General features: G+C 41.1%; 17 protein-coding genes and 1 pseudogene. 9 read left to right on the top strand and 9 right to left on the bottom strand.

The window, feature by feature from the left end; genetic code table 11:
* Positions 1 to 11: 11 nt before the first annotated feature.
* Positions 12 to 848 carry a glycosyltransferase family 25 protein gene (locus WDM69_RS05235; protein ID WP_078306680.1) on the bottom strand — a complete coding sequence of 279 codons (837 nt, stop codon included), beginning with the start codon at positions 846 to 848 and terminating at the stop codon, positions 12 to 14.
* Positions 849 to 1,661, bottom strand: a complete 813-nt coding sequence (locus WDM69_RS05240) for a glycosyltransferase family 25 protein (RefSeq protein WP_078306681.1) — start codon at positions 1,659 to 1,661, stop codon at positions 849 to 851.
* 177 nt (positions 1,662 to 1,838) lie between these two features.
* Between WDM69_RS05240 and WDM69_RS05245 the strand changes: the two genes are divergently transcribed.
* The 3 genes and pseudogenes from WDM69_RS05245 (at position 1,839) to WDM69_RS05255 (ending at position 3,390) form a co-directional block, all read left to right on the top strand.
* Complete coding sequence (locus tag WDM69_RS05245; protein WP_240494835.1) at positions 1,839 to 2,261, top strand: WlaTC/HtrL family glycosyltransferase; 423 nt, start codon at positions 1,839 to 1,841, stop codon at positions 2,259 to 2,261.
* Complete coding sequence (locus WDM69_RS05250; protein WP_338755886.1) at positions 2,261 to 2,398, top strand: hypothetical protein; 138 nt, start codon at positions 2,261 to 2,263, stop codon at positions 2,396 to 2,398. Before WDM69_RS05245 ends, WDM69_RS05250 begins: the two co-directional genes overlap by 1 nt.
* 35 nt (positions 2,399 to 2,433) lie before the next feature.
* A pseudogene (locus tag WDM69_RS05255) lies at positions 2,434 to 3,390 on the top strand (capsular polysaccharide synthesis protein).
* Between the two features lie 15 nt (positions 3,391 to 3,405).
* Here WDM69_RS05255 and galE read toward each other — a convergent pair.
* A complete protein-coding gene (gene galE, locus WDM69_RS05260) occupies positions 3,406 to 4,401 on the bottom strand; it encodes a UDP-glucose 4-epimerase GalE (protein ID WP_078306684.1) in 996 nt (331 codons plus the stop codon).
* Positions 4,402 to 4,832: 431 nt separating this feature from the next.
* Between galE and WDM69_RS05265 the strand changes: the two genes are divergently transcribed.
* Positions 4,833 to 6,863, top strand: coding sequence for a UvrD-helicase domain-containing protein (locus WDM69_RS05265; RefSeq protein ID WP_338755053.1), 2,031 nt, complete (start codon positions 4,833 to 4,835; stop codon positions 6,861 to 6,863).
* 78 nt (positions 6,864 to 6,941) lie between these two features.
* On the opposite strand, the gene WDM69_RS05270 is transcribed toward WDM69_RS05265, so the two are convergent.
* The 3 genes from WDM69_RS05270 to WDM69_RS05280 form a co-directional block, all read right to left on the bottom strand.
* Complete coding sequence (locus WDM69_RS05270; protein WP_338755054.1) at positions 6,942 to 9,851, bottom strand: LysM peptidoglycan-binding domain-containing protein; 2,910 nt, start codon at positions 9,849 to 9,851, stop codon at positions 6,942 to 6,944.
* 248 nt (positions 9,852 to 10,099) lie between these two features.
* Entirely contained in the window at positions 10,100 to 10,654 is a 555-nt protein-coding gene (locus tag WDM69_RS05275; RefSeq protein WP_338755055.1) for a nuclear transport factor 2 family protein, read from the bottom strand.
* A 16-nt stretch (positions 10,655 to 10,670) separates the two neighbouring features.
* The gene (locus WDM69_RS05280) at positions 10,671 to 11,783 is read right to left on the bottom strand and encodes a hemolysin family protein (protein ID WP_338755056.1); all 1,113 of its coding nucleotides are present in this window, start codon (positions 11,781 to 11,783) and stop codon (positions 10,671 to 10,673) included.
* A 490-nt stretch (positions 11,784 to 12,273) separates the two neighbouring features.
* Here WDM69_RS05280 and yajC point away from each other — a divergent pair, with 490 nt between their 5' ends.
* From yajC to WDM69_RS05300, 4 genes are all read left to right on the top strand, one after another.
* A complete protein-coding gene (yajC, locus tag WDM69_RS05285; protein WP_078307030.1) occupies positions 12,274 to 12,612 on the top strand; it encodes a preprotein translocase subunit YajC in 339 nt (112 codons plus the stop codon).
* Positions 12,613 to 12,706: 94 nt separating this feature from the next.
* Entirely contained in the window at positions 12,707 to 14,584 is a 1,878-nt protein-coding gene (gene secD, locus WDM69_RS05290) for a protein translocase subunit SecD (protein ID WP_338755057.1), read from the top strand.
* A gap of 10 nt (positions 14,585 to 14,594) precedes the next feature.
* The gene (secF, locus tag WDM69_RS05295) at positions 14,595 to 15,818 is read left to right on the top strand and encodes a protein translocase subunit SecF (protein WP_078306690.1); all 1,224 of its coding nucleotides are present in this window, start codon (positions 14,595 to 14,597) and stop codon (positions 15,816 to 15,818) included.
* Positions 15,819 to 16,004: 186 nt separating this feature from the next.
* On the top strand, positions 16,005 to 17,393 hold the full coding sequence (locus WDM69_RS05300) for an MATE family efflux transporter (protein WP_338755058.1): 1,389 nt from the start codon (positions 16,005 to 16,007) through the stop codon (positions 17,391 to 17,393).
* Between the two features lie 67 nt (positions 17,394 to 17,460).
* Here the strand turns inward: WDM69_RS05300 and WDM69_RS05305 are convergent, their stop codons facing one another.
* The 3 genes from WDM69_RS05305 to WDM69_RS05315 all read right to left on the bottom strand — a co-directional run bounded on the left by WDM69_RS05305 (position 17,461) and on the right by WDM69_RS05315 (position 22,346).
* Positions 17,461 to 19,236 carry an acyl-CoA dehydrogenase C-terminal domain-containing protein gene (locus tag WDM69_RS05305; protein WP_338755059.1) on the bottom strand — a complete coding sequence of 592 codons (1,776 nt, stop codon included), beginning with the start codon at positions 19,234 to 19,236 and terminating at the stop codon, positions 17,461 to 17,463.
* 193 nt (positions 19,237 to 19,429) lie between these two features.
* Entirely contained in the window at positions 19,430 to 21,142 is a 1,713-nt protein-coding gene (locus tag WDM69_RS05310) for a GGDEF domain-containing protein (RefSeq protein WP_338755060.1), read from the bottom strand.
* A 196-nt stretch (positions 21,143 to 21,338) separates the two neighbouring features.
* Positions 21,339 to 22,346 carry a 16S rRNA (uracil(1498)-N(3))-methyltransferase gene (locus WDM69_RS05315; protein ID WP_338755061.1) on the bottom strand — a complete coding sequence of 336 codons (1,008 nt, stop codon included), beginning with the start codon at positions 22,344 to 22,346 and terminating at the stop codon, positions 21,339 to 21,341.
* Positions 22,347 to 22,643: 297 nt separating this feature from the next.
* On the opposite strand from WDM69_RS05315, the gene WDM69_RS05320 reads away from it, so the two are divergent.
* On the top strand, positions 22,644 to 23,192 hold the full coding sequence (locus WDM69_RS05320; RefSeq protein WP_078306696.1) for a DUF4870 family protein: 549 nt from the start codon (positions 22,644 to 22,646) through the stop codon (positions 23,190 to 23,192).
* Positions 23,193 to 23,207: the final 15 nt, after the last annotated feature.

The following is a 23,207-nucleotide window of genomic DNA, read 5'->3' on the forward strand; positions in this document are numbered from 1 at the left end:
CATTTATTTCACTACATTTTTTCCAATCCATACATTTTTAATACAGCGATTCGACGTTTTAAAAAACGACTTTTCTTAAAAATACGTTGTAATTTTTGCAATGGCGTTAATTTATAACCCACATATCTTCCTTTTATGTCCGTATCCAAACATTGCTCTATCAATACATTTGATACAAATCCTTGTCTTAATAACCCAGCAGAAAAACGCCATGTCAAATCTATTGGAAATGTCATCACATCACTTGCTTGTAAAAAATGTTCAGCACCTAATTTAGATATAATATACCCACTACCCAAAGATGGAGCAAAATCACATTCACAAAGTGTAAACTTTTTAAAAAAATACAATTTAAAAATACGAAATCCATTTTTAGACTCAATTTTTTTCCAAATCTTTCGTGATTGCCATAATTTTGGACGTTCCGTAATGCCATTCTGTTGCAAAAAATGAAGTGCCTGCTCATTAAGTTCATAGGGTTTGGTAAAGGATAAATTTAAAAAATCAAATTCTTGATAATGTATTGTTTTTTTTAAAAAATCCACCAAATATTCATCAATATTAACATCGTCTTCCAAAATCAGTGCATGGTCAATATTTTCATCAAGCATTTTTTGCCAGATTAATCTATGCGACATGGCACAACCAATTTCACCTAACACAAGTTCTTTTTTTTGTTCTAGAATAAAGCCCCGTTTATCAAAGAGTTGTTGCTCTTCTAAGTTCAAGTCCTTACCCACCACTGCCGAAATTCTAATAAAATCCAAACCCAGTTCATCTAATTGTTTAGACACATATGCCAATCTGTCTGGACGAGAATCAAGATTAATCAAGAAAATTTTAAGCATTTAATCATCCGTTTTAAACATGATAATTTGACCATAATTGACAATAAGCCTATCATCTCTCTTTTCTTTACGATATCTTGTATTAAAAGGTTGAAATAATCGCAAAAACTCTCTAATCAATTTATTAGAATGCAGTCTTTTATTATTTCTTCTTTTTATTCTTTCGTCATGCAAATCGCTTCGCAAATGATTTTTGTCGGAATTTAGCACATCATCTTGAATGGCAAATGCGGGTACAGTTTGATAGATTTTTTTATCCATTGATAAAAAATCCCTAAATAAATAATGATCAATGGGTTGATGAATACGGGCATCTTTAAAAAAATTAACCAAATGGCAAGCCATATCTTTTGAGACAACATAGCCTGCTGTCCCCATATTTTCGGTTTTCAGTTTTCTTAGCACAAACCCTTCAAATGTTTTTTGCCAATCAGGCTCAATCACCACAGGTCTAAGCATGGTTTCAAATTTTAAAATATCACAATCTTGCATAATGGCAGGTAGATTTTCTAATAATTTACCAACATCTGGACTTAATACAACGTCATCTTCACAGACAATCAGGTAGTTGTTATCACTAGCACACAAACGCTGCCAAAGCAGATAATGACTTAAAAAGCATGCTTTTTCACCGTCTGTCAAGCCATCTTTGGTAAAATTCAGCGGATATTTGCTTAGTACTAAATGCAAAGTCTCTTTGTTCACCGCATCAAAAAACTTAAAAGGCATATTAAGATGAGCAAAATGAGAGCTGATGTGCTCTCTACGCTGTTTAGCCGTGATAAGACTGATAATTTGAATAATATGTTTCATATTCTCTAAAAAAGTATGGCAAATTAAAATAGTATGATAAAATCATGCAAACAAAAATCATCTTGTGCTTAACCAGAACCATCCACACACTTGATAAACTTTGCGGCATTATAAAGTATTTTTCTCAAAATTTAAATGCAATCCATATGGATTGTCCCATCAAGCTTGAGTAAATCGATGAACGATATTACAATAGTAACTGCTTTTTTCGATATTGGACGTGGAAACATTTCGACCGAACATTATCCAAGTTATTTAAAACGCACGACAAACACTTATTTTGAATACTTTTCTTATTTGGCAACTTTGGATAATAACATGGTGATTTTTACCGAAGAAAAATTCAAAGAAAAAATACTGACGATGCGGAAAAGCAGACCAACAACGGTGATTTGTCTTAATATATTTAAAAAATTCAATCATATATTAGCAAAAATTGCTGACATACAGAGTAACCATGAGTTTTTATCAAACATCTCTCAAGAACTATCAAAAAACATAGAATACTGGAACAGTCAATATGTTTTAGTAACCAACCTAAAGACCTATTTTGTAAATTATGCAATAATATTGTTGATGATGACCAAGGTGTTTTTATGATGTGCTTATATAAACAACCTGAATTATTCCAAATTAACTACTTAGGGAGAAATCAATGGTTTTCATTATTCAAAAAATATGATGAAACATCAAGAGTGTCTATTACTGAAAAGATAAAAGACCATTTTGGATTATGATTATGAACGTAGAACTTTTTGATGACTTTTCTAGCATGCCAAAAGAAAAACAAAAAATCATCTTTTTTAATCAAAAACCCTATAAAGGGCTTTATCGAACTTTTATACCAAAAAAAATAAGACTACAAAAACTGCAGCAAGCAGAACTGACCCATCAAGAATATTTGGCTAAGTGTTGGGATAAAGTTATTTCAGTTTATTTTTCAGGAAAATTTCCAAAGATTGAAATTAAAGCAAAAAAGCAACTAAATACGCAAAAAGTCATTTGGCAGTACTGGGGACAAGGCATTAACAATAAATTACCTGATATTGTCACTATGAGCTTTAACTCAGTAAATATGCACAAAGGAGATTATACCGTTATTCGCCTTGATAATGGCAATATCCATGACTACTTAGAAATACCTGATTTTATAGAAAAAAAAGCCAGAGTTTTTAAACCAGCTTTTTTTTCAGACATTCTTCGATTGGCTTTATTAAATAATTACGGTGGTATTTGGATAGATGCAACCATATTATTGACAGCAACCATCGACAACAATATTAGCGGAAAAAGTTTTTTTATGTTTCAAAGAGATAAAAATGCGGATAGAAAAGATTTTTGGGTAAGCCATAACTCCAAATATTTTAATTGACATGACAGTCACTTTGTGAATGTTATGAATAGCTTTATAGTGGCAGATAAGCAAAATCTAGTAGTACAACATTGCTTAAACATCATGCTTAATTTCTGGAAAAACTCTCACAGCATCCCACATTATTTTTTATTTCAAATCATGTTTGATGTTTTAATAAAAAATTATTTAAAAAACGATAATTGCGAGATATTTGATGACACTTTGCCACATCTATTAGCCAGTGAACTTCATAATACTTTTGATAAGGATAAATTTAATCAGATAACCGATACCATCAGTATACATAAACTAACCTACACCACTGAAGTGCCAGATAATTGTTTTTTTGATTTTTTAAAAAATGTATATGGTTAAGGTTGTTTAACAAAATTATCTTTTCAAGTCAGCTAAAACCCCAAATGCCATCACACAACTTGTGTTCACATCAATTTGAGCTGACCATTTAAGTTGCTCTTGAGCTTTACCACAATTTGCCCATACTTTTGCCAAGTCCCCTTCTCTTCTTGCCACCACTTTTTTATTAACATTCAAATCATTTGCCAATTCAAATGCCGAGACCAACTCAAGCACAGTTGTGCCTTTACCTGTTCCCAGATTAAAGACATGATGACCTGTGTTAGCAAGGTATGCCATCGCCGCCATATGACCTGCCACCAAATCCATGATGTCAATATAATCACGTTCACCTGTGCCATCTTTAGTATCATAATCATCACCAAAAATCTGCAAATAAGGTAATTCACCTTTGGCAACTTTTAGCACATAGGGCATGAGATTATTGGGTATGTCCTTTGGGTTTTCACCGATTAACCCTGACGAATGTGCCCCAATTGGATTAAAATATCGTAAAGATATGGCAGTAAAGTTAGGGTGTGCCACACAAACATCTGCCAGCATTTGCTCAACATGACGTTTGCTATGACCATATGGATTCACAGGATTGGTTGGATGCTGTTCATCATAAGGCAAATAGTGCGGTTCACCATAGACAGTGGCAGATGATGAAAAAATCAATCGATAGACACCATGCTTGAGCATGGCTTGTAATAAAATCTGACTGCCATAGACATTATTATCGTAATAACTCAGTGGATTAGCCACAGATTCTGCCACTGATTTTAACCCTGCAAAATGCACCACCGCTTTTATGTCATGTTCACTAAACAATCTATTCAATAGAGCTGCATCTCGCACATCACCATGAACGCAAATAAATGAACGTTGACAAATCATCTCTATTTTTGCTTGCACATCGGCATGGCTATTGCTCAGATTATCCAACACCAACACATCATGACCTGCCTGTAATGCTGATACCACAAAATGACTGCCAATATAGCCCAACCCACCTGTAACAAATAACATGACTGATTACCTTTGATGACTTAAAATCAATAACTCAACTAACTCAATAACTAACCAAGCTAAGTTTATCAGTTTTGCTAAATCTTGAAAAGGCAAAACTAAAAAGGCAAAACTGAAACAACCGATGATAACAGTTCAAAAGCTTAAAAGTTAGCAACTTATAAACCAGCAACCCAGTGAGTTATCCCCATTACCTGTGGATAACTTTGTGGATAAGCAGGGTTTTAACAGGGTGTGTGCCTTGCAAAACAAGGCTAAGCTAAGATTGTTTATTTTTTATACAGTTCTAAAGCTTATTTATCATCAATCATTAAGCTTGTGGGTGGTCTTTGTGCTTTTTTCCTTGTCAAAGTCATGTATGTGTCTATAATGATGGGTTTTTTCTGTCATTTCTTTGTCATTCATTTTTTGTCATTAGTCGGTCATTTATTATGAGTAAGCTAAACCTGCGCCAACAAGAAGCCATGCAATACACCACAGGTCCATTACTGGTACTGGCAGGGGCAGGCTCTGGCAAGACTTCGGTCATCACACGAAAAATTGCTTATCTTATTGAGAAGTGCCAAATTCCAGCTGAGCGTATCACTGCTGTTACCTTTACCAATAAAGCAGCAAGAGAGATGAAAGCTCGAGTACAAAAGTTATTGCCCAGTGAGCGTAGCCGTGGTTTAACCGTGTCGACTTTTCACCAGTTTGGTTTACAGTTTTTACGCCATGAGCTGTTACATTCTGGGCTTAAAGGCAATTTTTCGATCATGGACAGTGATGACTCCAAACGCCTACTGATGGAGCTGATGATGCGTGATAATCTGTCTGGGGCAGAAAGTCGTGAGCTGATTGCTAAGGCGATGAAATTTATCGGTGATTGGAAAAACTCGTTAATTGACCCTGAACATGCAGCAGACACGTTAAACGATCCTGAAGATTTGATTTTTGCCAACTTGTATGCGTTATACGAACGCAATTTACGTGCTTATAATGCGGTGGATTTTGATGATTTGATTGTCCTACCAACCAAAATATTACGAGACAACAGCACCGTGCGTGATAAATGGCAAGCTCGCATCCGTTATCTGTTGGTCGATGAGTACCAAGACACCAACACCGCCCAGTATGAGATGATTAAGTTGTTGGTGGGAATCGAAGCCCGCTTCACGGTGGTGGGTGATGATGACCAGTCCATCTACGCATGGCGAGGGGCAAAACCTGAAAACATGGCACTGCTACAACAGGATTTTCCTAAGTTAAAGGTGGTCAAGCTTGAGCAAAATTATCGTTCAACCAATCGAATTTTATCTGCTGCTAACTCGGTGATTACCAATAATGAGCATATTTTTGCCAAAAAACTTTGGAGTGAAAAAGGGCATGGTGAACTGATTCGGATAATCAACTGCCGTAATGATGATGATGAAGCCGAAAGGGTTGCCAAAGAAATTCTTACCCATAAACTCAGACATGGCAACCAATGGGAAGATTATGCCGTGCTATACCGAAGTAACTTTCAGGCACGCATGTTAGAAGCACAATTAAGGCAATTACAGATACCTTACAAACTCTCTGGTGGCACTTCATTTTTTGCTCGTGGAGAAATCAAAGACATCATGGGCTATCTACGGCTTATTTTAAACCCTGAAGACGATGCGGCTTTTTTACGCATCATCAATACACCAAAACGTGGTATGGGGCCTGCCACCTTAGAAAAGTTGGGGCTGTTTGCAACCGAACATGGGGTATCGTTATTGACAGCATGTGGGCATAATGGGTTGGCTCACGTTTTGCCTAATAAAGCATATGGCACGCTCAAGGCATTTGCTGATTTTATTGAGCATCATACTCGAAAGCTCGATGGTCATGACAACCCTGTGCCCATCATTCGCCAGATGATTGATGAAACCAGTTACATTGATGCCTTGCGTCAAGAATGCAAAACCCCTCAACAAGAAAAAAACCGCCTAGACAACATCGAGATGCTATATAACAGCATTCAAGCACTGATTAACCGTGCTGAAGATGACCACAATCGAACCATCGATGCGGTGATACGCAAGTTGGTTTTGCTTGACATGTTAGAACAGCAACAAGAAGAAGAGAACACCAATAAAGTCAATTTAATGACCTTACATGCAGCAAAAGGGCTTGAATTTGAGTATGTGTATATGATGGGGCTAGAAGAAGATTTGTTACCACATCGCAATGCCATCATGTCTGACACCATAGAAGAAGAACGCCGTTTAATGTATGTGGGCATCACCCGTGCCAAAAAGGAGCTGACCATGACCATAGCAACCCAGCGACGTCATGGAGGACAAATGAAAACCACCACACAATCAAGATTTTTAGAAGAGCTGCCCGAAGAGCATCTTGATTGGCCCAGCAAAGTCAAAAAACAACAAACCCAAAAAGACCCACAAAAGGTTGGTGATGATTACATGGCAAGTCTAAGAGCCTTACTCAAAAAGTAAGGCCCTTAGGGAGTTTTTGGTTATATTTGTTTTTTAGTTATGTTTGTTTTTTGGTTATATTTTATGGATAAATGGGCGTTATTTGTTAGGATTAGGCACGGTTAATATTTGCCCAATCACCAACATGGCATTATTGTCCAATCCATTCATCTTGGCAAGCTCAGATGGGCTGATGCCATATTTATTTGCCAAACCGATTAGGTTATCGCCTGATTTAACTTTATAACTTAATGTCGCCATAGGAACAATCAGATTTTGCCCAATTTGTAACTGAGCATTATTGGCAATGCCGTTTAATGCCGCTAGGTTTTGGGTGCTGGTTTCAAATCGGCGTGCCACACTGATTAGGTTGTCCCCCCGCTTGACGGCATAAGTTTCGGTGGCAGATGTTGGCGTACTGGCGGTGTTGGTCTTAGCAGGACGGCCACTGCTGGTGCTTGAACTGCCAAGCTTACCAGACGACGTGCCACCATCTGCAGCTGGAATGGTTAACGTTTTACCACGGATAAGGGTGCTGGTGGTGCTAAGGCCATTGGCACTTGCCAAATCAGACACAGAAACATCATAACGGTTAGCAAGCCCAATCAAAGTATCGCCTGACTGGATTTTGTGCAAGATGGATTCGTTGTTTAGTTTGCGGTCAACTGCTTGTTGAGAGGCAGGGACTTTGATGGTTTGTCCCCTTTGCACCAGATGGTTGGCATTAAAACGGTTGATGGCTGCTATGTCTTCTGCTTTCACACCCAGCTTATTAGCGATGCCAATGAGCGTATCGCCACTTTGTACTTTATAACTGCTTGATACATTATCATCAGTCGATGCCAAAGCGGTCGAAGTTGTTGAACTGTTGTCTGACCTAGCGTTGATATTAACATTGATATTGGCAGGCAACTTGATGATGGTATCATACAATAACCCATCTGTTTCACTGATGCCATTGAGTGTTGCCAAGGTACTGACAGGCACATTATAACGATTTGATAAACCAATCAAACTGTCACCACGACGCACACGGTAATTTTGCGTGGTCATGTTAGATGGGCTTGAGCTTGTCGCAAGAGAATCAAGCTTACTCTTACTGGTGCTGCTGGTCTTATCAGGGATAAGCCATAGCGTTTGCCCTGTTAACAGCTTATCATTGGTGGTTAAGTTATTGTAACTTGCCAATTGATTGACCGATAACCCAAAGCGATTAGCCGTCTCTATCAAAGTATCACCACGCTGAACCACATAGCTGGTTGGCTTGGTTGCAGAAGAAGCTGATGGAGTTGATGGCGAAATTGGTTTGGCATCATAAAGATACAAACTTGACCCTGCCAGTAATGTATCACTTGGGTTGATTTGATTCCATTTTGCAATATCACGCCAGCTGACTCCTGCTCGGGTAGCAATGTTGCTCAGTGTGTCTCCGGGTTGAACTCGATAGATACTGCGTTTACCACGGGTTGCCTCTAAATTTGCTGTGTTATTAGATGTGCCATAGCTTAGGCGTTTTTCTTGACCCAATGACTCAAGCACAGATTGCTGAGTTTCTAGCGAAGCAAGCTCAACCGAACCTGAAGTATTTGTGGTAATGATTTTATTTAATTGTTCTTGACGTACTTGATTGCTAATCATCGCCAGCTCTTGAGCGGACAGCGGTGGCTCTGTATGACTGGTGTTAGCAGAATGGATAGGTGGGGTGGGGTGTTGTGCGGAGACGCTTGGTATTGGCGTGCTTAGCGTTGGTGTGCTTGGTATGGGGTTAATGGCGGTGGGTCGATTGCCCCGCTGAGCAAAAGCCGCCAGTGCATCGCCTGATGTTGGCACATCACCAATTGGCTGGACACTGCTTGCCACATAACTTGATGTGCCTAAGGTCTGGATTGTTTTATCTTTGTTATAATCCACCGAGTTTGGAATGATGATGCGTTGGGGTGCAGAAGCTGATAGCACACCATTTTTTAACCCCGGATTTAGACTAATCAGCTCTTGATAATCCACCCCTGTCACTTTAGACACATCAGTCAGATTGGCCCCCACACCAGCTGACACTTCTCTAAAGTGCTGTTGGTTGGCGATGGCTGGCAGATAAACATGATATGCACTGGGGTCTTTGACAATATCAGCCACCGCCAAAAATCTGGGAACATAGTTCATGGTTTCTGTGGGCAGGCGTAATGACCAAAAATCGGTTGGAAGCCCCTGTGCTTGATTGGCAACGATGGCACGACTGATACGCCCAGGACCTGCATTATAGGCAGCCAGTGCCAGCTCCCAACTGCCAAACTGAGTATAAAGCGTGCTTAAAAAATCATAAGCAGCTCGAGTGGACTCAATCACATCACGGCGACCGTCATAATCTGATGTCTGTGATAAAGAATATGCCAAGCCTGTACTGGGAATAAACTGCCACAGACCTGCTGCATTGGCATTACTGGTGGCATTTGGGTCATAAGAGCTTTCAATCACAGGCAATAACGCAAGTTCGGTTGGAATGCCACGACGTTCAGCCTCTTTGGTGGTGTGATATAAATAGCGACTGGCACGAGCGGTTAAACGATTTAAATAATCTTGACGAGTAATGAACCATGTTTTTTGAGCTTCGATGCGCGGGTTGTATGCTGGCGTTGGGTTCAGCTTATATCCTGCTCGCACCCTATCCCATAAATCACCATAACGAATAATGTCTTGCTTTTTATTCTCCACCATTTTCATGTCGGTGGCTTCTAGTAAATCTGCCAATTCTTCCAGACTTTCTTCATCTAACAGTGCCTCAACCTGATGGTTAGGACTGATGGCATTGGGGTTGGTGGTGGTGGGGCTGATAATGACAGGTGCTTGACTGGGTGCGGTGGTGGGTACTGTATGGCTAGGGGCAGGGCGGACGGTGGGCTTTGTTGTTGATGTTGGTGTTGATGTGCTGGGTGTACTGCCACAGGCCACCAGCATCAATGCTGATACTGACACGGCCAACATTTGCGGTTGTAATATTTGTGGTTGTCGCATACGCTCTTTATCCTTACCTTACTATCACTCACAACACGGAATTATCATTCACGACAATCACATCGACAGACAATCAGATCGATAAATGAAAAACTTATCAATGCTCAACACATCGTCTGGTGGCTCATCGTCTCATTAATTCATCGTTTCATTAATTAATGGCTTATCTTAAGATAACTGACACATAAATGCAAAGCCTTAAGATGAATAATTTAAGATGAATGATTGATGAATACAGATGAACAAGCCTATTCAATGGTTACTTGCGACACTGCTTTTAACAACATGGCTTGATGATTCACCAATGACAATGTTGTGCGTGAAATGGTGGTATGTACCACAGGTTTGCCACCTTTTTCAAAGTGTTCTACCGTTTTGATGGTAACCTTGGCTTCATCTCCTGCGATGATGACATCTTGTACGTCAATATCATAGCGGTAGTTACCAGATGACTGCCAGCTTTTTTGTAGCAGTTTAAGATAGGCATCTTTATTAAGGTTGGCCTGTCCATTACGGTTAATGACAATGATGGCATCATCATCAATCAGCCTGCTAACACCACTGATATTTTTACTGTTAACGGCTTGTTCCATGGCGGCAGCATATTGATACACATCGTTTTGGGTTGGGGAGACCGCTTGTGCGGTGCTGGTCATCAAACCAATGCCAACGCCTGCAATAGAGCCAATTAAAGCATATTTCAACGCTCGGCTTAACACAGAATTTAACACACGCTTGTTTACTGAGCCATTGCGATGGTATCTGTCATTGGGTGATGGGATAAAAGCATGCAATAAAGACATAAATCAACCTCGTTATTTAGTTTGATATCCGTTGTTCGGTTAAATCATCAGTTAAGCTCACGCCAAGCCGTTGACTACGCTTGTGCATCAGTTGTTTAGCAAGCTCTTGCATGTCTTCTACTTTGTCAATTTCATCAACAATTTCAAGACCCAGTAGTGTTTCTAGCACGTCTTCTAAACTAACCAGACCCTTAACCTCACCATATTCACCCACCACAATGGCAATGTGAATACGCTGTTTTAACATGTAATCAAGCAAATCAAACAGCTTCATTTTATTAAACACAAAACTGACTTCACGGCTTAAATTACTAATCGGCTGGTTAAGATTGCCATTGGCTCTGCTCAGTAGCAGGTCAGTCTTTAGTACAAATCCTGTGATGTTATCTAATGCTTCATCATACACAGGCAGGCGAGAAAAGCCAATTTTGCTATGATTGGCAAACACATCACTGACCAAGGCATTTTGCTCAAATGCCATGATGACCGAACGTGGGGTCATGATGTCTTCGACTTTGATTGCCCCAAATGCCAACATGTTACGAATGATGCGTGATTCAAGTGGGTTAATTTGCCCTGATTCTTCGCCCACACTTGCCAAAGCGGCAAATTCTCGGCGGCTAAATACCTGCGCATCTTTACCTTTAACCAAAAATTTGGTCAATCGCTCGGATAACCAAATCACAGGATACAACAGTTTGATAACGCCAAAGACAAAATATGCCACCATGCCACTGAGTTGTCGCCAGTATACCGTACCCAAAGTTTTGGGAATGATTTCTGAGAAGGTCAAAATTGCTAAGGTCATCACCGCTGAGAACACCCCAAACCACGCACTGCCAAATACCAAATTGGCTTGAGCACCAGCTCCGATAGAGCCTAAAGTGTTGGCAATGGTATTGAGCGTTAAGATGGCGGCTAACGATTGGTCAACATTGTCTTGTTTTAACCGTTTGAGCATGTCTGCACGCTTGGCATCACTTTCTTTGATGTCAGCGATATAAGATGGGGTGATGCTCAAAAGCGTCGATTCAGCCGCTGAGCAAGTAAATGACACCGCAATTGCCATAAACACAAATAACACCAGTAAGACCACATTATGAGTGCTGGCATCAGTGGTGGCATCCATGGCAAATGCGGTGCTGGGTAACCCAGCGCCAATACAAACCAAAGCACCACAAACCCAAACATCCCACCAAGCACCACAAACCGAAGTAACAGGCTTGAATGATGATGAATAAAGCAATCGTTCCAATATGTTTGATGACCTTGACAGGCTTGGCACAGTTAGGCATTTGATGAACGTAAACAAAAGCAACCTTAGCAACTAATATGACTCATATAATATGGGGAATGTGATGATAAAATAACGATAAACCCCATCATCTTAGCATGACTTCTTGGGTGATTGAACGCTTTATTATCAATTAATTGTTACCAAAGCGTTTATTTTTTGGTAGTATGCCCCATTATTATTTTTTATAATTTTTATTGTCAGTAAATTCCTTGAGTGTGAATGACTTTTGAATGACATTAATGTGAAATGACTTTAATGACATTCATTTTAAATGACATTAATTTTATCAATTTTATCAATTCTATCAAATATCGAGTTGTGTATGATTGCTTTTATTCAAACCGCCCATGCTGCTGGTGAACCGACTGGTGTGGCGATGTTTAGCCAGTTGCTGTTGCCCATTGCTTTTTTTGCCATTTTTTATTTTTTGATTATCCGCCCACAATCCAAACGCAACAAGGAACACAAGCAGATGATTGATAATTTAAAAGTGGGCAGTGAAGTGATTTTTGCAGGGGGCTTGATGGGTAAGGTGTTATCCATTGATGGTGATTATGCCGTGATTGCATTAAATGCCAAAAACAACGTCATGGTACAAAAAGCCTCGGTCATCTCTGTGTTACCCAATGGTACGATTGACAACGTATCCACAGGTGCTTAACACACTGCCCATAAAGGCAGACTTTTAGAATGTTTGCTGTTTTAGCTTTTTAAATCAGCGTTTTTATAAACGTTTTTATAGATAAGAAGTGATTATGCAATACGCCTATTGGAAATACATCATCATTGCAATCGTGTTTGTCATCGCTGGCTTGTACGCCCTACCCAACCTTTATCCTGATGAACCTGCGGTACAAATCACCAGCAGTCAAGCAGGCACTGAACTTAGCCAAAGTGTGCTTGAGGAGTCAAAAAATCTGCTATCACAAGCTGGTGTTGACTTTCATGGTGCGACGTTAACAGGCAACAGTGCTTTGTTACGTTTAAATAATTCTGAAACCCAGTTAAAAGCACAAGAAGTGCTAAGACAAAAACTGGGAGATGATTATGTGGTGGCATTAAACCTTGCCCAAACCACCCCTCAATGGCTACGTGACATCGGAGCTAAGCCCATGAAGCTTGGTCTGGATTTACGTGGGGGCGTCCGTTTTGTTCTTGAAGTGGACATGGATAAAGCGTTACAAAGCCGTCTGGAAGATGCCAGTCGTGAAGTGCGTCGTCATTTAAGAGCAGAGCAGATAGCCGTTGTCAGTCAAAAGCTGACCAAACAAGGCATGCTTTTGCATTTTAATGACACCGCCACTCGTGATAAAGCTCAGCAGGTACTTGGCTTACCCATGCGTCATGCCTTTAACTTTAACGCAAGCTATGATGAGCAAGGTCCTGCTTTAAATTTGACCTATAACGATGCCACTTTAACCGAAATCAATCAATACGCCGTGGGACAAAATTTATCCACCCTACGCAATCGCATCAACGAACTTGGCGTGGCAGAAGCCTTAGTACAATCACAAGGGGCAAATCGCATCGTTGTTGAGTTGCCTGGGGTGCAAGACACTGCCCAAGCCAAACGGGTATTGGGTCGTACTGCCAACTTGGAGTTTAGAATGGTGGCAGAAGGCGCAGAGACCTTCACAGGTAGTCTGCCCCCTGCAGGAACAGAAAGCTTCCCCTTTGGCACATTAGATGGTCCACCTGTGTTACTTGAGCGTCAAGCCATTGTTACAGGAGACAAAGTCCGCAATGCTCAAACTGGTGTTGACGAAAATGGTCGCCCAGAAGTGAGCATCACCCTGGATAATGCAGGTGGCAAACTGATGCAAAATGCCACTCGCACAGCGGTTGGCAAACAAATGGCGGTGCTGTTTATTGAAAACAAACAACGCATCAGCTATGAACAAGACGCTGTCAGTGGTGAAAGTAAAGAAATCCGCACGCCGTATGCTGAGACCAAAGTCATCAATCGTGCCAACATTCAAGCCGTGCTTGGTTCGTCATTTCGCATCACAGGACTCGACAGCAGTGCTGAAGCAGCAGAATTGGCGTTATTGTTGCGTTCTGGGGCATTGGCAGCTCCCATGTATTTTGTTGAAGAACGCACCATCGGTCCATCATTGGGACAAGAAAATATTGACAAGGGTCTTTTTTCAACTCAAGTGGGCTATATGCTGGTGTTCTTATTTATGATTGTGTTTTATCGCCTATTTGGAGTGATTGCCAATATTGCTTTGGCATTAAACGTCATCATCATCGTTGCCATCATGTCCATCATGGGTGCATCGCTGACTTTACCGGGCATCGCAGGCATTGTACTGACCATTGGTATGGCGGTAGATGCCAACGTTTTGATATTTGAACGCATACGAGAAGAACTTGCCAACGGCGTGCGTGCCAAATCAGCCATCGTGGCAGGATTTGACCGTGCTTATAGCAGTATCTTTGATGCCAACTTAACCACACTGCTTGTGGCGTTTATTTTATTTGCCATTGGCACAGGCCCAATTAAGGGCTTTGCCATCACACTTGCCATTGGCATCATCAGCTCGCTGTTTACGGCAGTGATGGTAACTCGTGCCTTGGTGCAAATTTTTTATGGTAAACGTAAATCCATCAAACATTTAAGCATTGGTTAGGAGACAAAACATGCAAAATGACAACCAGCTATCCCCTAACTCACAAAGCACCAACACGACAGAAATTAACGGGCAAAAAACTCATCGCAACCGCCGCCGCCCAAGACGTGATGGTAAAGGCAGTAATGTGGCTCGTCATCGTAACCAATCTTCATCAAACATCACCACAATCACTGGGCAAGTCGATGCTCAGCATGATGTTATCACCGATGCCACTGACAACAATGCCACCACCAACCTTGTGGCAGATGAGGCCGCCATCGCTGAAGGTGGTCTAAAAACTGTTGGCAATCAACGTTTGCTTGACTTTATGAAGTTTGAAAAACCCATGGGGATTTTGTCAATCTTATTGGTATTTACTGGCTTATTTGCCATCTTTTTTAATGGGTTAAATCTCGGATTGGATTTCACTGGTGGGGTGTCTGCCGATGTGGTCTATGAACAGCCCGTGCAGCAGGCTCAAATTACCGATGTGTTGGCACAAAATGGCTTTACCGATGCGGTGGTGCAATATGTGGGGGCAAACACAGACTTGTTGGTGCGTCTACCACCACAAGATGACAACACCGATGGACTGGAAGTTGCTTTGAATCATGCCTTGGACTTGCCCAATAATAATGCCGAGATTGCCAACATCAACATCATTGGCAGCCAAGTGGGCAATGATGTTTATATCGACTCGGTCATGGCATTGGCATTGGCATTGGCGTGTATGTTGGTCTATGTTGCCATTCGTTTCCAATTTAAATTAGCGTTGGGAGCGGTATTGGCATTATTCCATGACACGGTGGTAACTTTGGGTGTTTTTGCCTTGTTCGGTTGGCCATTTGATTTAACGGTATTGGCAGCGGTGTTGGCACTCATTGGTTATTCATTGAATGACACCATTGTGGTTTATGACCGCATACGAGAAAATTTTCGCCGAGTACGTGATTTGACCCCAAAACAGGTATTGAACCTATCTTTGACCGAAACCCTACGCCGTACCTTTATGACTGTGGGGACGGTGTTGGTGGTGGTGTTGGCGATGATGTTTTTAGGGGGAGAAGGATTATATTGGTTCTCGGTGGCTTTATTTATTGGCTTGATTGCAGGCACATACTCATCAATTTACATTGCCAGCTCCATTCCACTGCGTATGGGTTTATCACGAGATGATTTTGTGGTGAAAGTGAAACCTGAGTTTGAAGAAGAAGTGGTTAGCTTTCAAGATCCAAAAGCGTTTAGTGAATAAGCCACTGTTTTTTGTCATGGTCATGTTTTTTTGTCATGGTCATATAAAAGCACCTAACTTAGGTGCTTTTTTTAAACCAATGGTGATGATAAATTTTTACTTGGGCTATTTTATGCGTATGCCCTTATCTGAATGGATAAGCATTTTAGGTTTTATAAGCATGTTAAGTTTTGTGATTCAAACATCATGATGTCTGTTAGCTACCGTCATATTTTACATCTTGCCATTCCTGTCACCTTGGCAAACATTGTCATGCCTTTACAAAGTCTGATTGACACGGCGGTGGTGGGACACATGCAAGGCAGTAGCCAATTGGCAGGCATGATGTTGGCAATTCAGCTTTTGACCTTGCTGCTCGTCAATTTTAACTTTTTACAGTATGCGTCTTCTGGTCTGACTGCCCAAGCGGTTGGTCAATATCAGTCATCTGCTCAGACAGATGCCAATTTAGATGATGATGCCACCGCCCCATCTCACCCATTAATCCCCATTTTACACAGAGCAATGTTGCTTGCCATGGTCATTGGCATGGTGGTGTTTTTGACACAACCATTGACCATCAATGTGGGACTATCTTGGCTCGGTGGCAGTGCCAGTGCGGTGATTGAAGCCAAAACGTATCTGTCAGTACGCCTATGGGGCATTGTGGCGGAGCTGATGAACTTTGTGTTTTTGGGATTTTTTGCAGGCATGGGTAAAACTCGCCACATGCTGTATTTACAGAGTTTTATTGCCATTAGCAACATTATATTGACTTTATTGTTGGTTTATGTGTTTGACATGGGCTTGGCAGGCGTGGCATTGGGAACAGTGATTGCTTATTGGTTGGCGGTGGGCTTGGCATTGTATTTTATCTGTTCAGAGCTGACATTGTCATGGCGACAGCTGTGTTACTGGCGTTATGATGAGTTTGGTGGTGATAAAATGCTTAGGCTATTTTCACTCAATCGAGACATTTTTATCCGCACCTTGGTACTGACGTTAAGCTTTGCATGGATTACACGCTTATCTGCCATGAGTGGCGATGTGGTGCTGGCGGCAAATGGGGTGTTGTTACAGATTTTAAATTTATCGGCGTTTGCCCTAGATGGCTTGGCAGTGGCAGCAGAAAATCTGTCTGGACAAAGTCATGGACAAGGCAACAAACAAAAGTTTTGGTTGGTGGTAAGAAGAACTGGCATCATGAGCCATGCTTTGGCGGTGATGTTGGTGTTATTTTGGTGGCTTGGTATTGATGCGTATCTTGACATGATGACTGACATCAATGCCGTGGCCACGTTGGCGTATGAATACCGTTGGTACGCCATCATGTTGCCTTTGGTTGGCGTGGGTGCGTATTGGCTTGATGGCATATTTTTTGGTATGACAGCAGGCAAACAAATTCGCCAAGCGGCATTGATGGTGGCTGTGCTGTTTTTTCCGCTAAGTCTATGGCTCTATCATGCCTTTGCGGTGGCAGGCATTTGGCTGAGCGTTTGGGCATTGTTGTTATTGCGTTTGGCGGTGTTGGGTTGGTTTTTGCGTCGGTACCGTCATCACCCATTTAATAAAAAGCAAAAAACAGCAACTCAATGAGTGCTGTTTTTTAGACAGATGCTCATTGAGCCAAATTTAGGGTCAATGCTTATTTGAAGCCTGTCTTCTATTGAACAAAATACGCCACATCAAAATCCATCATCGATGTGCTGCCTGCTTTGACCATATCAGCATGAGCGTTTATCTGTGGTAAGATGCGGGCAACAAAGTAATTTGCCAGCTTGATTTTATTGGCATAAAACTCACCGTCTTTACCATCAGTGGCCTGCACCATCATCGCAAACATGTAAGCGTAACACAGATGACCTGTGGCATGTAGATAATCCACCGCACAGCCATTGATTTCATCTTCTCTCTTGCCAATGTTTGATAATACGGTGTTGGTTAAGTCTTCGATGATGTTGACAGCATCTAATGTGGCTTGCCTAATGGCATGGTCAACGGTCATGCCTGCGATAAACTCACGCACTTCTGTCAAAAAGCTCTGCATGTATTTACCCCCATTTTTGGCGACTTTACGCCCAAGCAAGTCCAGTGACTGAATGCCATTCGTGCCTTCATAAATCTGCGAGATGCGAGTATCACGCACGATTTGCTCCATGCCCCACTCTCGAATATAACCATGACCACCAAACACTTGTTGACAATCAACAGTGGCGGTGAATGCTTTGTCAGTTAAGAATGCCTTAGCAATCGGGGTTAATAATGCCACACGAGTCGTGGCAACTTTGGCACTTTCAGCATCTGTGCCAAACTTAGCCGTGTCTAACTGTTTGGCAACATACATGGCAAAACAGCGTGATGCTTCGCTATTGACTTTGGCATTTAAGAGCATACGACGCACATCGGCATGATGAATGATGGGGTCAGCAGAAGTCTGTGGGCTGATGATGCCTGTATCACTGCGTCCTTGCGTGCGGTCTTTGGCGTAAGCGACTGCATTTTGATACGCCAACTCTGTGCCACCCAAGCCTTGCAAACCCATGGTTACTCGTTCATAGTTCATCATCACAAACATAGATGCCAAACCTGTGTTTTCTGCACCGATAATCCAGCCTTTTGCCCCATCAAAATTCATCACACAGGTGGCAGAAGCCTTGATGCCCATCTTATGCTCAATAGAGCCTGCCCACACATCGTTGCGCTCACCAAGACTGCCATCATCATTAACCAAAAACTTAGGCACAACAAACAATGAAATGCCTTTAGAACCTTCAGGAGCATTCGGGGTTTTTGCCAGCACCAAATGAATGATGTTATCGGTCAAATCATGCTCGCCTGCGGTGATGAAAATCTTTGTACCAGAAATGGCATAACTGCCATCATCGTTTGGCACAGCTTTGGTTTTAATGATGCCCAAATCCGTACCAGCATGTGGCTCAGTTAGGCACATTGTCCCTGACCATTCACCAGCATACATTTTTTCTAGGTACGTTTGTTTTTGCTCTTCAGAACCTGAAGCCAACAAGCACAAGGTTGCACCAACAGTCAAGTTGGGATACAAGGCAAATGACTGGTTAACCGAAAACATCATCTCTTCAATAAGCATGGTCACCATTTTAGGAAAACCCTGTCCGCCATATGCTGGATCACCACCCAAACCTATCCACCCTACTTCAGCATATTGCTGATAAGCTTGCTTAAACCCTGTGGGGGTGGCGACTTTGCCATCACCCAGATACTTTGCCCCCTCTTCATCACCGTTACGATTCAGTGGCAACAGCACTTGTTGCGACAGCTTAGCCATCTCTTCTAATATCATGTTGACCGTATCCATGTCCACATGTGCCAAATTGGCATTTTTTTGCCAAAAATTATGAGCATCAAACACATCATTTAAAATAAAACGCATGTCTTGTAATGGGGCGGTATAAATTGCCATCACCTATCCTTCCCTTCCTAATCAGCAAATTAATACAATAAATCTTAAAAATCAGTTAAAAAATTATTTAAATAATAAAACTTAAACAACATCAATTCAACAGTTAAGATAACCAGTCAATTAACATTGCACAAGTCAGCAAATCTTACTCACAAGTCACGGATTGATTTTTGTGTGGCTGTTTTTTGTTTGGTTATTTTTTGTTTGGCTGTTTTTTGTCGCTATTTTTGTGTCCTAGATGAGCGGTAATAAATTCAATCGCTTGTTGATATTGCATCGGCTTGCCATAATAATAGCCTTGAGCAAAGTCACAACCCAACTGTTGCATCAGCTCACTTTGCTCTTTGGTTTCCACACCCTCAACCACGGTTTTAAGCCCCAGTCTTTTTGCTAAACTGATGATGGTTTCAACGATGTGCTGTTGTACAATATTATTTTTGATGTGATTGATAAACGATTTGTCAATCTTTAGATAATCAAATTCATATTGTTGCAGATAATTAAGTGACGCATAACCTGTGCCAAAATCATCAAGCAAGATTAAAATGCCCATCTCCTTAATGGCTTGAATGGCATCTTGTACCGTTTGACGATGGTGCATGAGCGTCATTTCGGTGATTTCGATGTGCAGACAATGACGATTGATGGTGTGCTTAGCAAGCAACTCTCGTAAAAAAGGCAATAATCCTGCGTGTGTTAATTCACTGGCTTCTGCATTAATCGCCACAGAAATGTCATGAAAGCCCATTTCTCTCCAACGCTGTAAATCTTGGCAGACCTGCTCTGCCATTTGGGTAAACAGCTCAAAGGTAAGCTTATGCTCAATGATGCCTGTTAAAAAATCAATGGGACACACCATGCCCCGTGTGGGGTGTTGCCAACGTACTAAGGCTTCAAAACCCACAATGCGTCCATCTTTAAGGCGAACTTTCGGCTGATAAAATGGGGAAAACTGACGAGCGTCTAACGCTTGCCTTAGCTCATTTTCTAATCTTAAATCATCTTGCGACAACACGTTGATGCGTTTATCAAACCAATGCACATCACCACCACCATGAAGCTTAACATGGTGCATGGCTTTTTCAGCATTTTCAATCAGCAAATCAATTTGATTGCCTTGTTTGGGATAATGGCTCACCCCAACCGAATACCTTAAATAAACCACATCTTCATCAATCAAATACGGCAATTCACACAACTGCATCAATTTGTCTAACGACTGACGCACCCTTTGTGCGTCATTAACTTCAAACAACAAGGCAAAATCATCACCCCCAAAACGGGCAAACAGCTTTAAACCCACCAAATGCAAATCTGTTACCCGTTTAACAAAATCTGTCAATAGCTTCTGGCATTGCTCCTTGGTCAAAGTGCTTTGGTATAAACGATATCGGTCAATGTTGAGACGAACCAACACCAACTCTTTGACCGTGGTGAGTAAAAGGTCATTGGCTTGTATCAAAAAAAATTGACGGTTGGGAATTTTGGTTGATGGGTCATGACTTAACACGCCAGCCGTGAGTTCTGATTTTGCTTTAATATTCACATCTTGAAATTTCCCAACATAATACAACTCACCCTCTATGACCTCAGAATAAATCGCCACCTGCAATACCATGCGATGTTGACTGTGGGTAAAAAAGCCCATCTCCCCTTTAAATTCGCCCGTATTTAACAAACTGTCATATATCTTGCTTATCATCTCTTGCAATTCTGGCAACAAATAGGGCAACTCATAAATGCTAAAAGGTCGAGCCAGCACATAGTTTTCACTGATGCCAAGGGTATGTGTGAAAGTTTGGTTAACATACAGATAGCGAAATTGGCTGTCCAAGATAAACATGCCCAGCTGAGTATGGGTAATGAGTTTGAGCAATAAGGCATCTTTTACTGTTTTTTCAATCATAAAACACACTCATTTTACTAATGGCACAGTCCCTCCATGACGATTGATAACATGACCACTAACAACATAACGATTTGAACAACTTAACGATTAACAATATGATTATTGAATATTATATTAACAATGACTTTAAATTGATAAAATAATGTTAATTGGGGAAATAACGGTTAAATTCAACCCATCACCATTCAACCCATCAAGCATGCCACTCATCACTAAGACACTGAGACTGATGCAGTGCCTGCAAGCTTGCCAATGCCACCACTGGGGCGGTTTCTGTCCTTAGCACACGCTCACCAATCTGCCATGCTTGCCAACCTGTTGCCAATGCTTGTTTTTGTTCTGCCAAACTTAACCCCCCTTCTCCACCAATCAACAATTCAATGGTTGGTTTGGCATGGTTTTTGACATGGTTTTTGGTATGGTTTTTGATATGATTAAGCACAGTCAGCAACCCTTTTGCTCGAATATCCACACCAGCATTATCAACATTTGGCACACTTAGCATCAGCTTGATATGTTCTGATTTTAAAAAGTTCATGCCATCATTGTCAGTATCAGTCGGAGTTATGAGCATACTGGTGGGCATGCTTGGCATCAATAATCTCTGATAATAAGGCTCATCAATCAATCGTGCCACGCTGTTACTCACCTTGATACTGTGCTTGTCATTGCTAACATCAGCAGATGATGACAAATAATCAGCAATGGGCATGGGAGCAAGCAACAAAGGTGGACGATTCAAACCACACTGCTCACAAGCACTGATGGCAATCTGTTGCCAATGTGCCAGTTTTTTATCCACTTGTTGGCTCTTAAGATGCACCTCACCATGATGACTGCTGAGTAATTGAATGGCAACCACACCAAGCTCAGTGGCTTTTTGAATGGCATAATCCATGCGATCACCACGACTCATCACCAAAGCCAGTTTGGCATGTATATTAGCCTCTCTGTCAACCTTATCAAACCCTTGCAACGTAACTTGAGCAGATTTTTTATCAATATGACTTAAACATACTTGATATTCACCGCCCAAACCATCAAATAACACACCAACATCGCCCACTTTTGCTCGCAACACTTGACACCAATGATGACAGATGTCCATTGGTAAATCCACGTCATCACCTACTTTTAATGAAGATAGCATCGGATAAACAGCCACATCATCTGACTGATAAGAATAAAAAAAACGTCGCACGGCACAGTCTCGATACAATAATTAATAAGATAACTACAAATTAGATAACCAATGAGAGAAATAATAAGACATTAACCATTAAATTGGTATCAAAATAAATTGGCATGAAAAGGTTAAAAGCACTGTTTTTAAAAACACTGTTTTTAAATATTAAATATACTGTTAACAGCACAAGGTTAAGTACAGTGTTAAGTGGTAACAATGCCATTTAAGGACAATTCGCCTTGATGAGTGAGAGTCTCAATGAGACCATCATTAATGAAACCATAACATAACCACCATCATATAAGGATTTTTATGAATCAGCAACCAAACTTAAAAAAACAACCCACAATTGACCACACAACCGACCACATCACTGGCAAACCAATGAATGACAATCCATTTATGTCTGTCAATCCCACACCAAACCATCTGTCCCATCAGTCAGTTGCTCAGCATTCATCTTATGGTACGGATTTGTCTGACTTAATCAAACTGAATCACTTAACGTATTTTTTGTACGTTTTGAGCTATTTTACCGCAGGGTTATTATGGGTTGTGCCAATCATCATCAATTACCTTAAACGAGATAAGGCTTCTGGCACGTGGCTTGCCACACATTTTGATTGGCAGATTAAGACGTTTTGGTATGGGCTAATTTATGGTGTGGTTGCCATTGTTGTGATGTTGTTATCTTTTGTGGGCGGATTTGCCACCATATTCACCGAGAATGTCAATATTGGGGTGGGTTCAGGGCTGTTATTCATTGTTGGTTTTTTATTACTGGTGTTTGCAGTGCTGTGGCATTTATATCGCATCATCAGAGGCTGGGTTGCGTTGTCAAATAATCAGCCTGTGCCATGATAATTTATTGGATAA

Source organism: Lwoffella lincolnii (genome assembly GCF_037201985.1).
Classification (GTDB): Bacteria; Pseudomonadota; Gammaproteobacteria; order Pseudomonadales; family Moraxellaceae; genus Psychrobacter; species Psychrobacter lincolnii.

What these genes read in the sequence shown, in the direction of transcription:
- WDM69_RS05235 (WP_078306680.1), bottom strand. Translation starts at nt 848, where the DNA reads ATGCTTAAAATTTTCTTGATTAATCTTGATTCTCGTCCAGACAGATTG.
- WDM69_RS05240 (WP_078306681.1), bottom strand. Translation starts at nt 1,661, where the DNA reads ATGAAACATATTATTCAAATTATCAGTCTTATCACGGCTAAACAGCGT.
- WDM69_RS05245 (WP_240494835.1), top strand. Translation starts at nt 1,839, where the DNA reads ATGAACGATATTACAATAGTAACTGCTTTTTTCGATATTGGACGTGGA.
- WDM69_RS05250 (WP_338755886.1), top strand. Translation starts at nt 2,261, where the DNA reads ATGTGCTTATATAAACAACCTGAATTATTCCAAATTAACTACTTAGGG.
- galE (WP_078306684.1), bottom strand. Translation starts at nt 4,401, where the DNA reads ATGTTATTTGTTACAGGTGGGTTGGGCTATATTGGCAGTCATTTTGTG.
- WDM69_RS05265 (WP_338755053.1), top strand. Translation starts at nt 4,833, where the DNA reads ATGAGTAAGCTAAACCTGCGCCAACAAGAAGCCATGCAATACACCACA.
- WDM69_RS05270 (WP_338755054.1), bottom strand. Translation starts at nt 9,851, where the DNA reads ATGCGACAACCACAAATATTACAACCGCAAATGTTGGCCGTGTCAGTA.
- WDM69_RS05275 (WP_338755055.1), bottom strand. Translation starts at nt 10,654, where the DNA reads ATGTCTTTATTGCATGCTTTTATCCCATCACCCAATGACAGATACCAT.
- WDM69_RS05280 (WP_338755056.1), bottom strand. Translation starts at nt 11,783, where the DNA reads ATGGATGCCACCACTGATGCCAGCACTCATAATGTGGTCTTACTGGTG.
- yajC (WP_078307030.1), top strand. Translation starts at nt 12,274, where the DNA reads ATGATTGCTTTTATTCAAACCGCCCATGCTGCTGGTGAACCGACTGGT.
- secD (WP_338755057.1), top strand. Translation starts at nt 12,707, where the DNA reads ATGCAATACGCCTATTGGAAATACATCATCATTGCAATCGTGTTTGTC.
- secF (WP_078306690.1), top strand. Translation starts at nt 14,595, where the DNA reads ATGCAAAATGACAACCAGCTATCCCCTAACTCACAAAGCACCAACACG.
- WDM69_RS05300 (WP_338755058.1), top strand. Translation starts at nt 16,005, where the DNA reads ATGATGTCTGTTAGCTACCGTCATATTTTACATCTTGCCATTCCTGTC.
- WDM69_RS05305 (WP_338755059.1), bottom strand. Translation starts at nt 19,236, where the DNA reads ATGGCAATTTATACCGCCCCATTACAAGACATGCGTTTTATTTTAAAT.
- WDM69_RS05310 (WP_338755060.1), bottom strand. Translation starts at nt 21,142, where the DNA reads ATGATTGAAAAAACAGTAAAAGATGCCTTATTGCTCAAACTCATTACC.
- WDM69_RS05320 (WP_078306696.1), top strand. Translation starts at nt 22,644, where the DNA reads ATGAATCAGCAACCAAACTTAAAAAAACAACCCACAATTGACCACACA.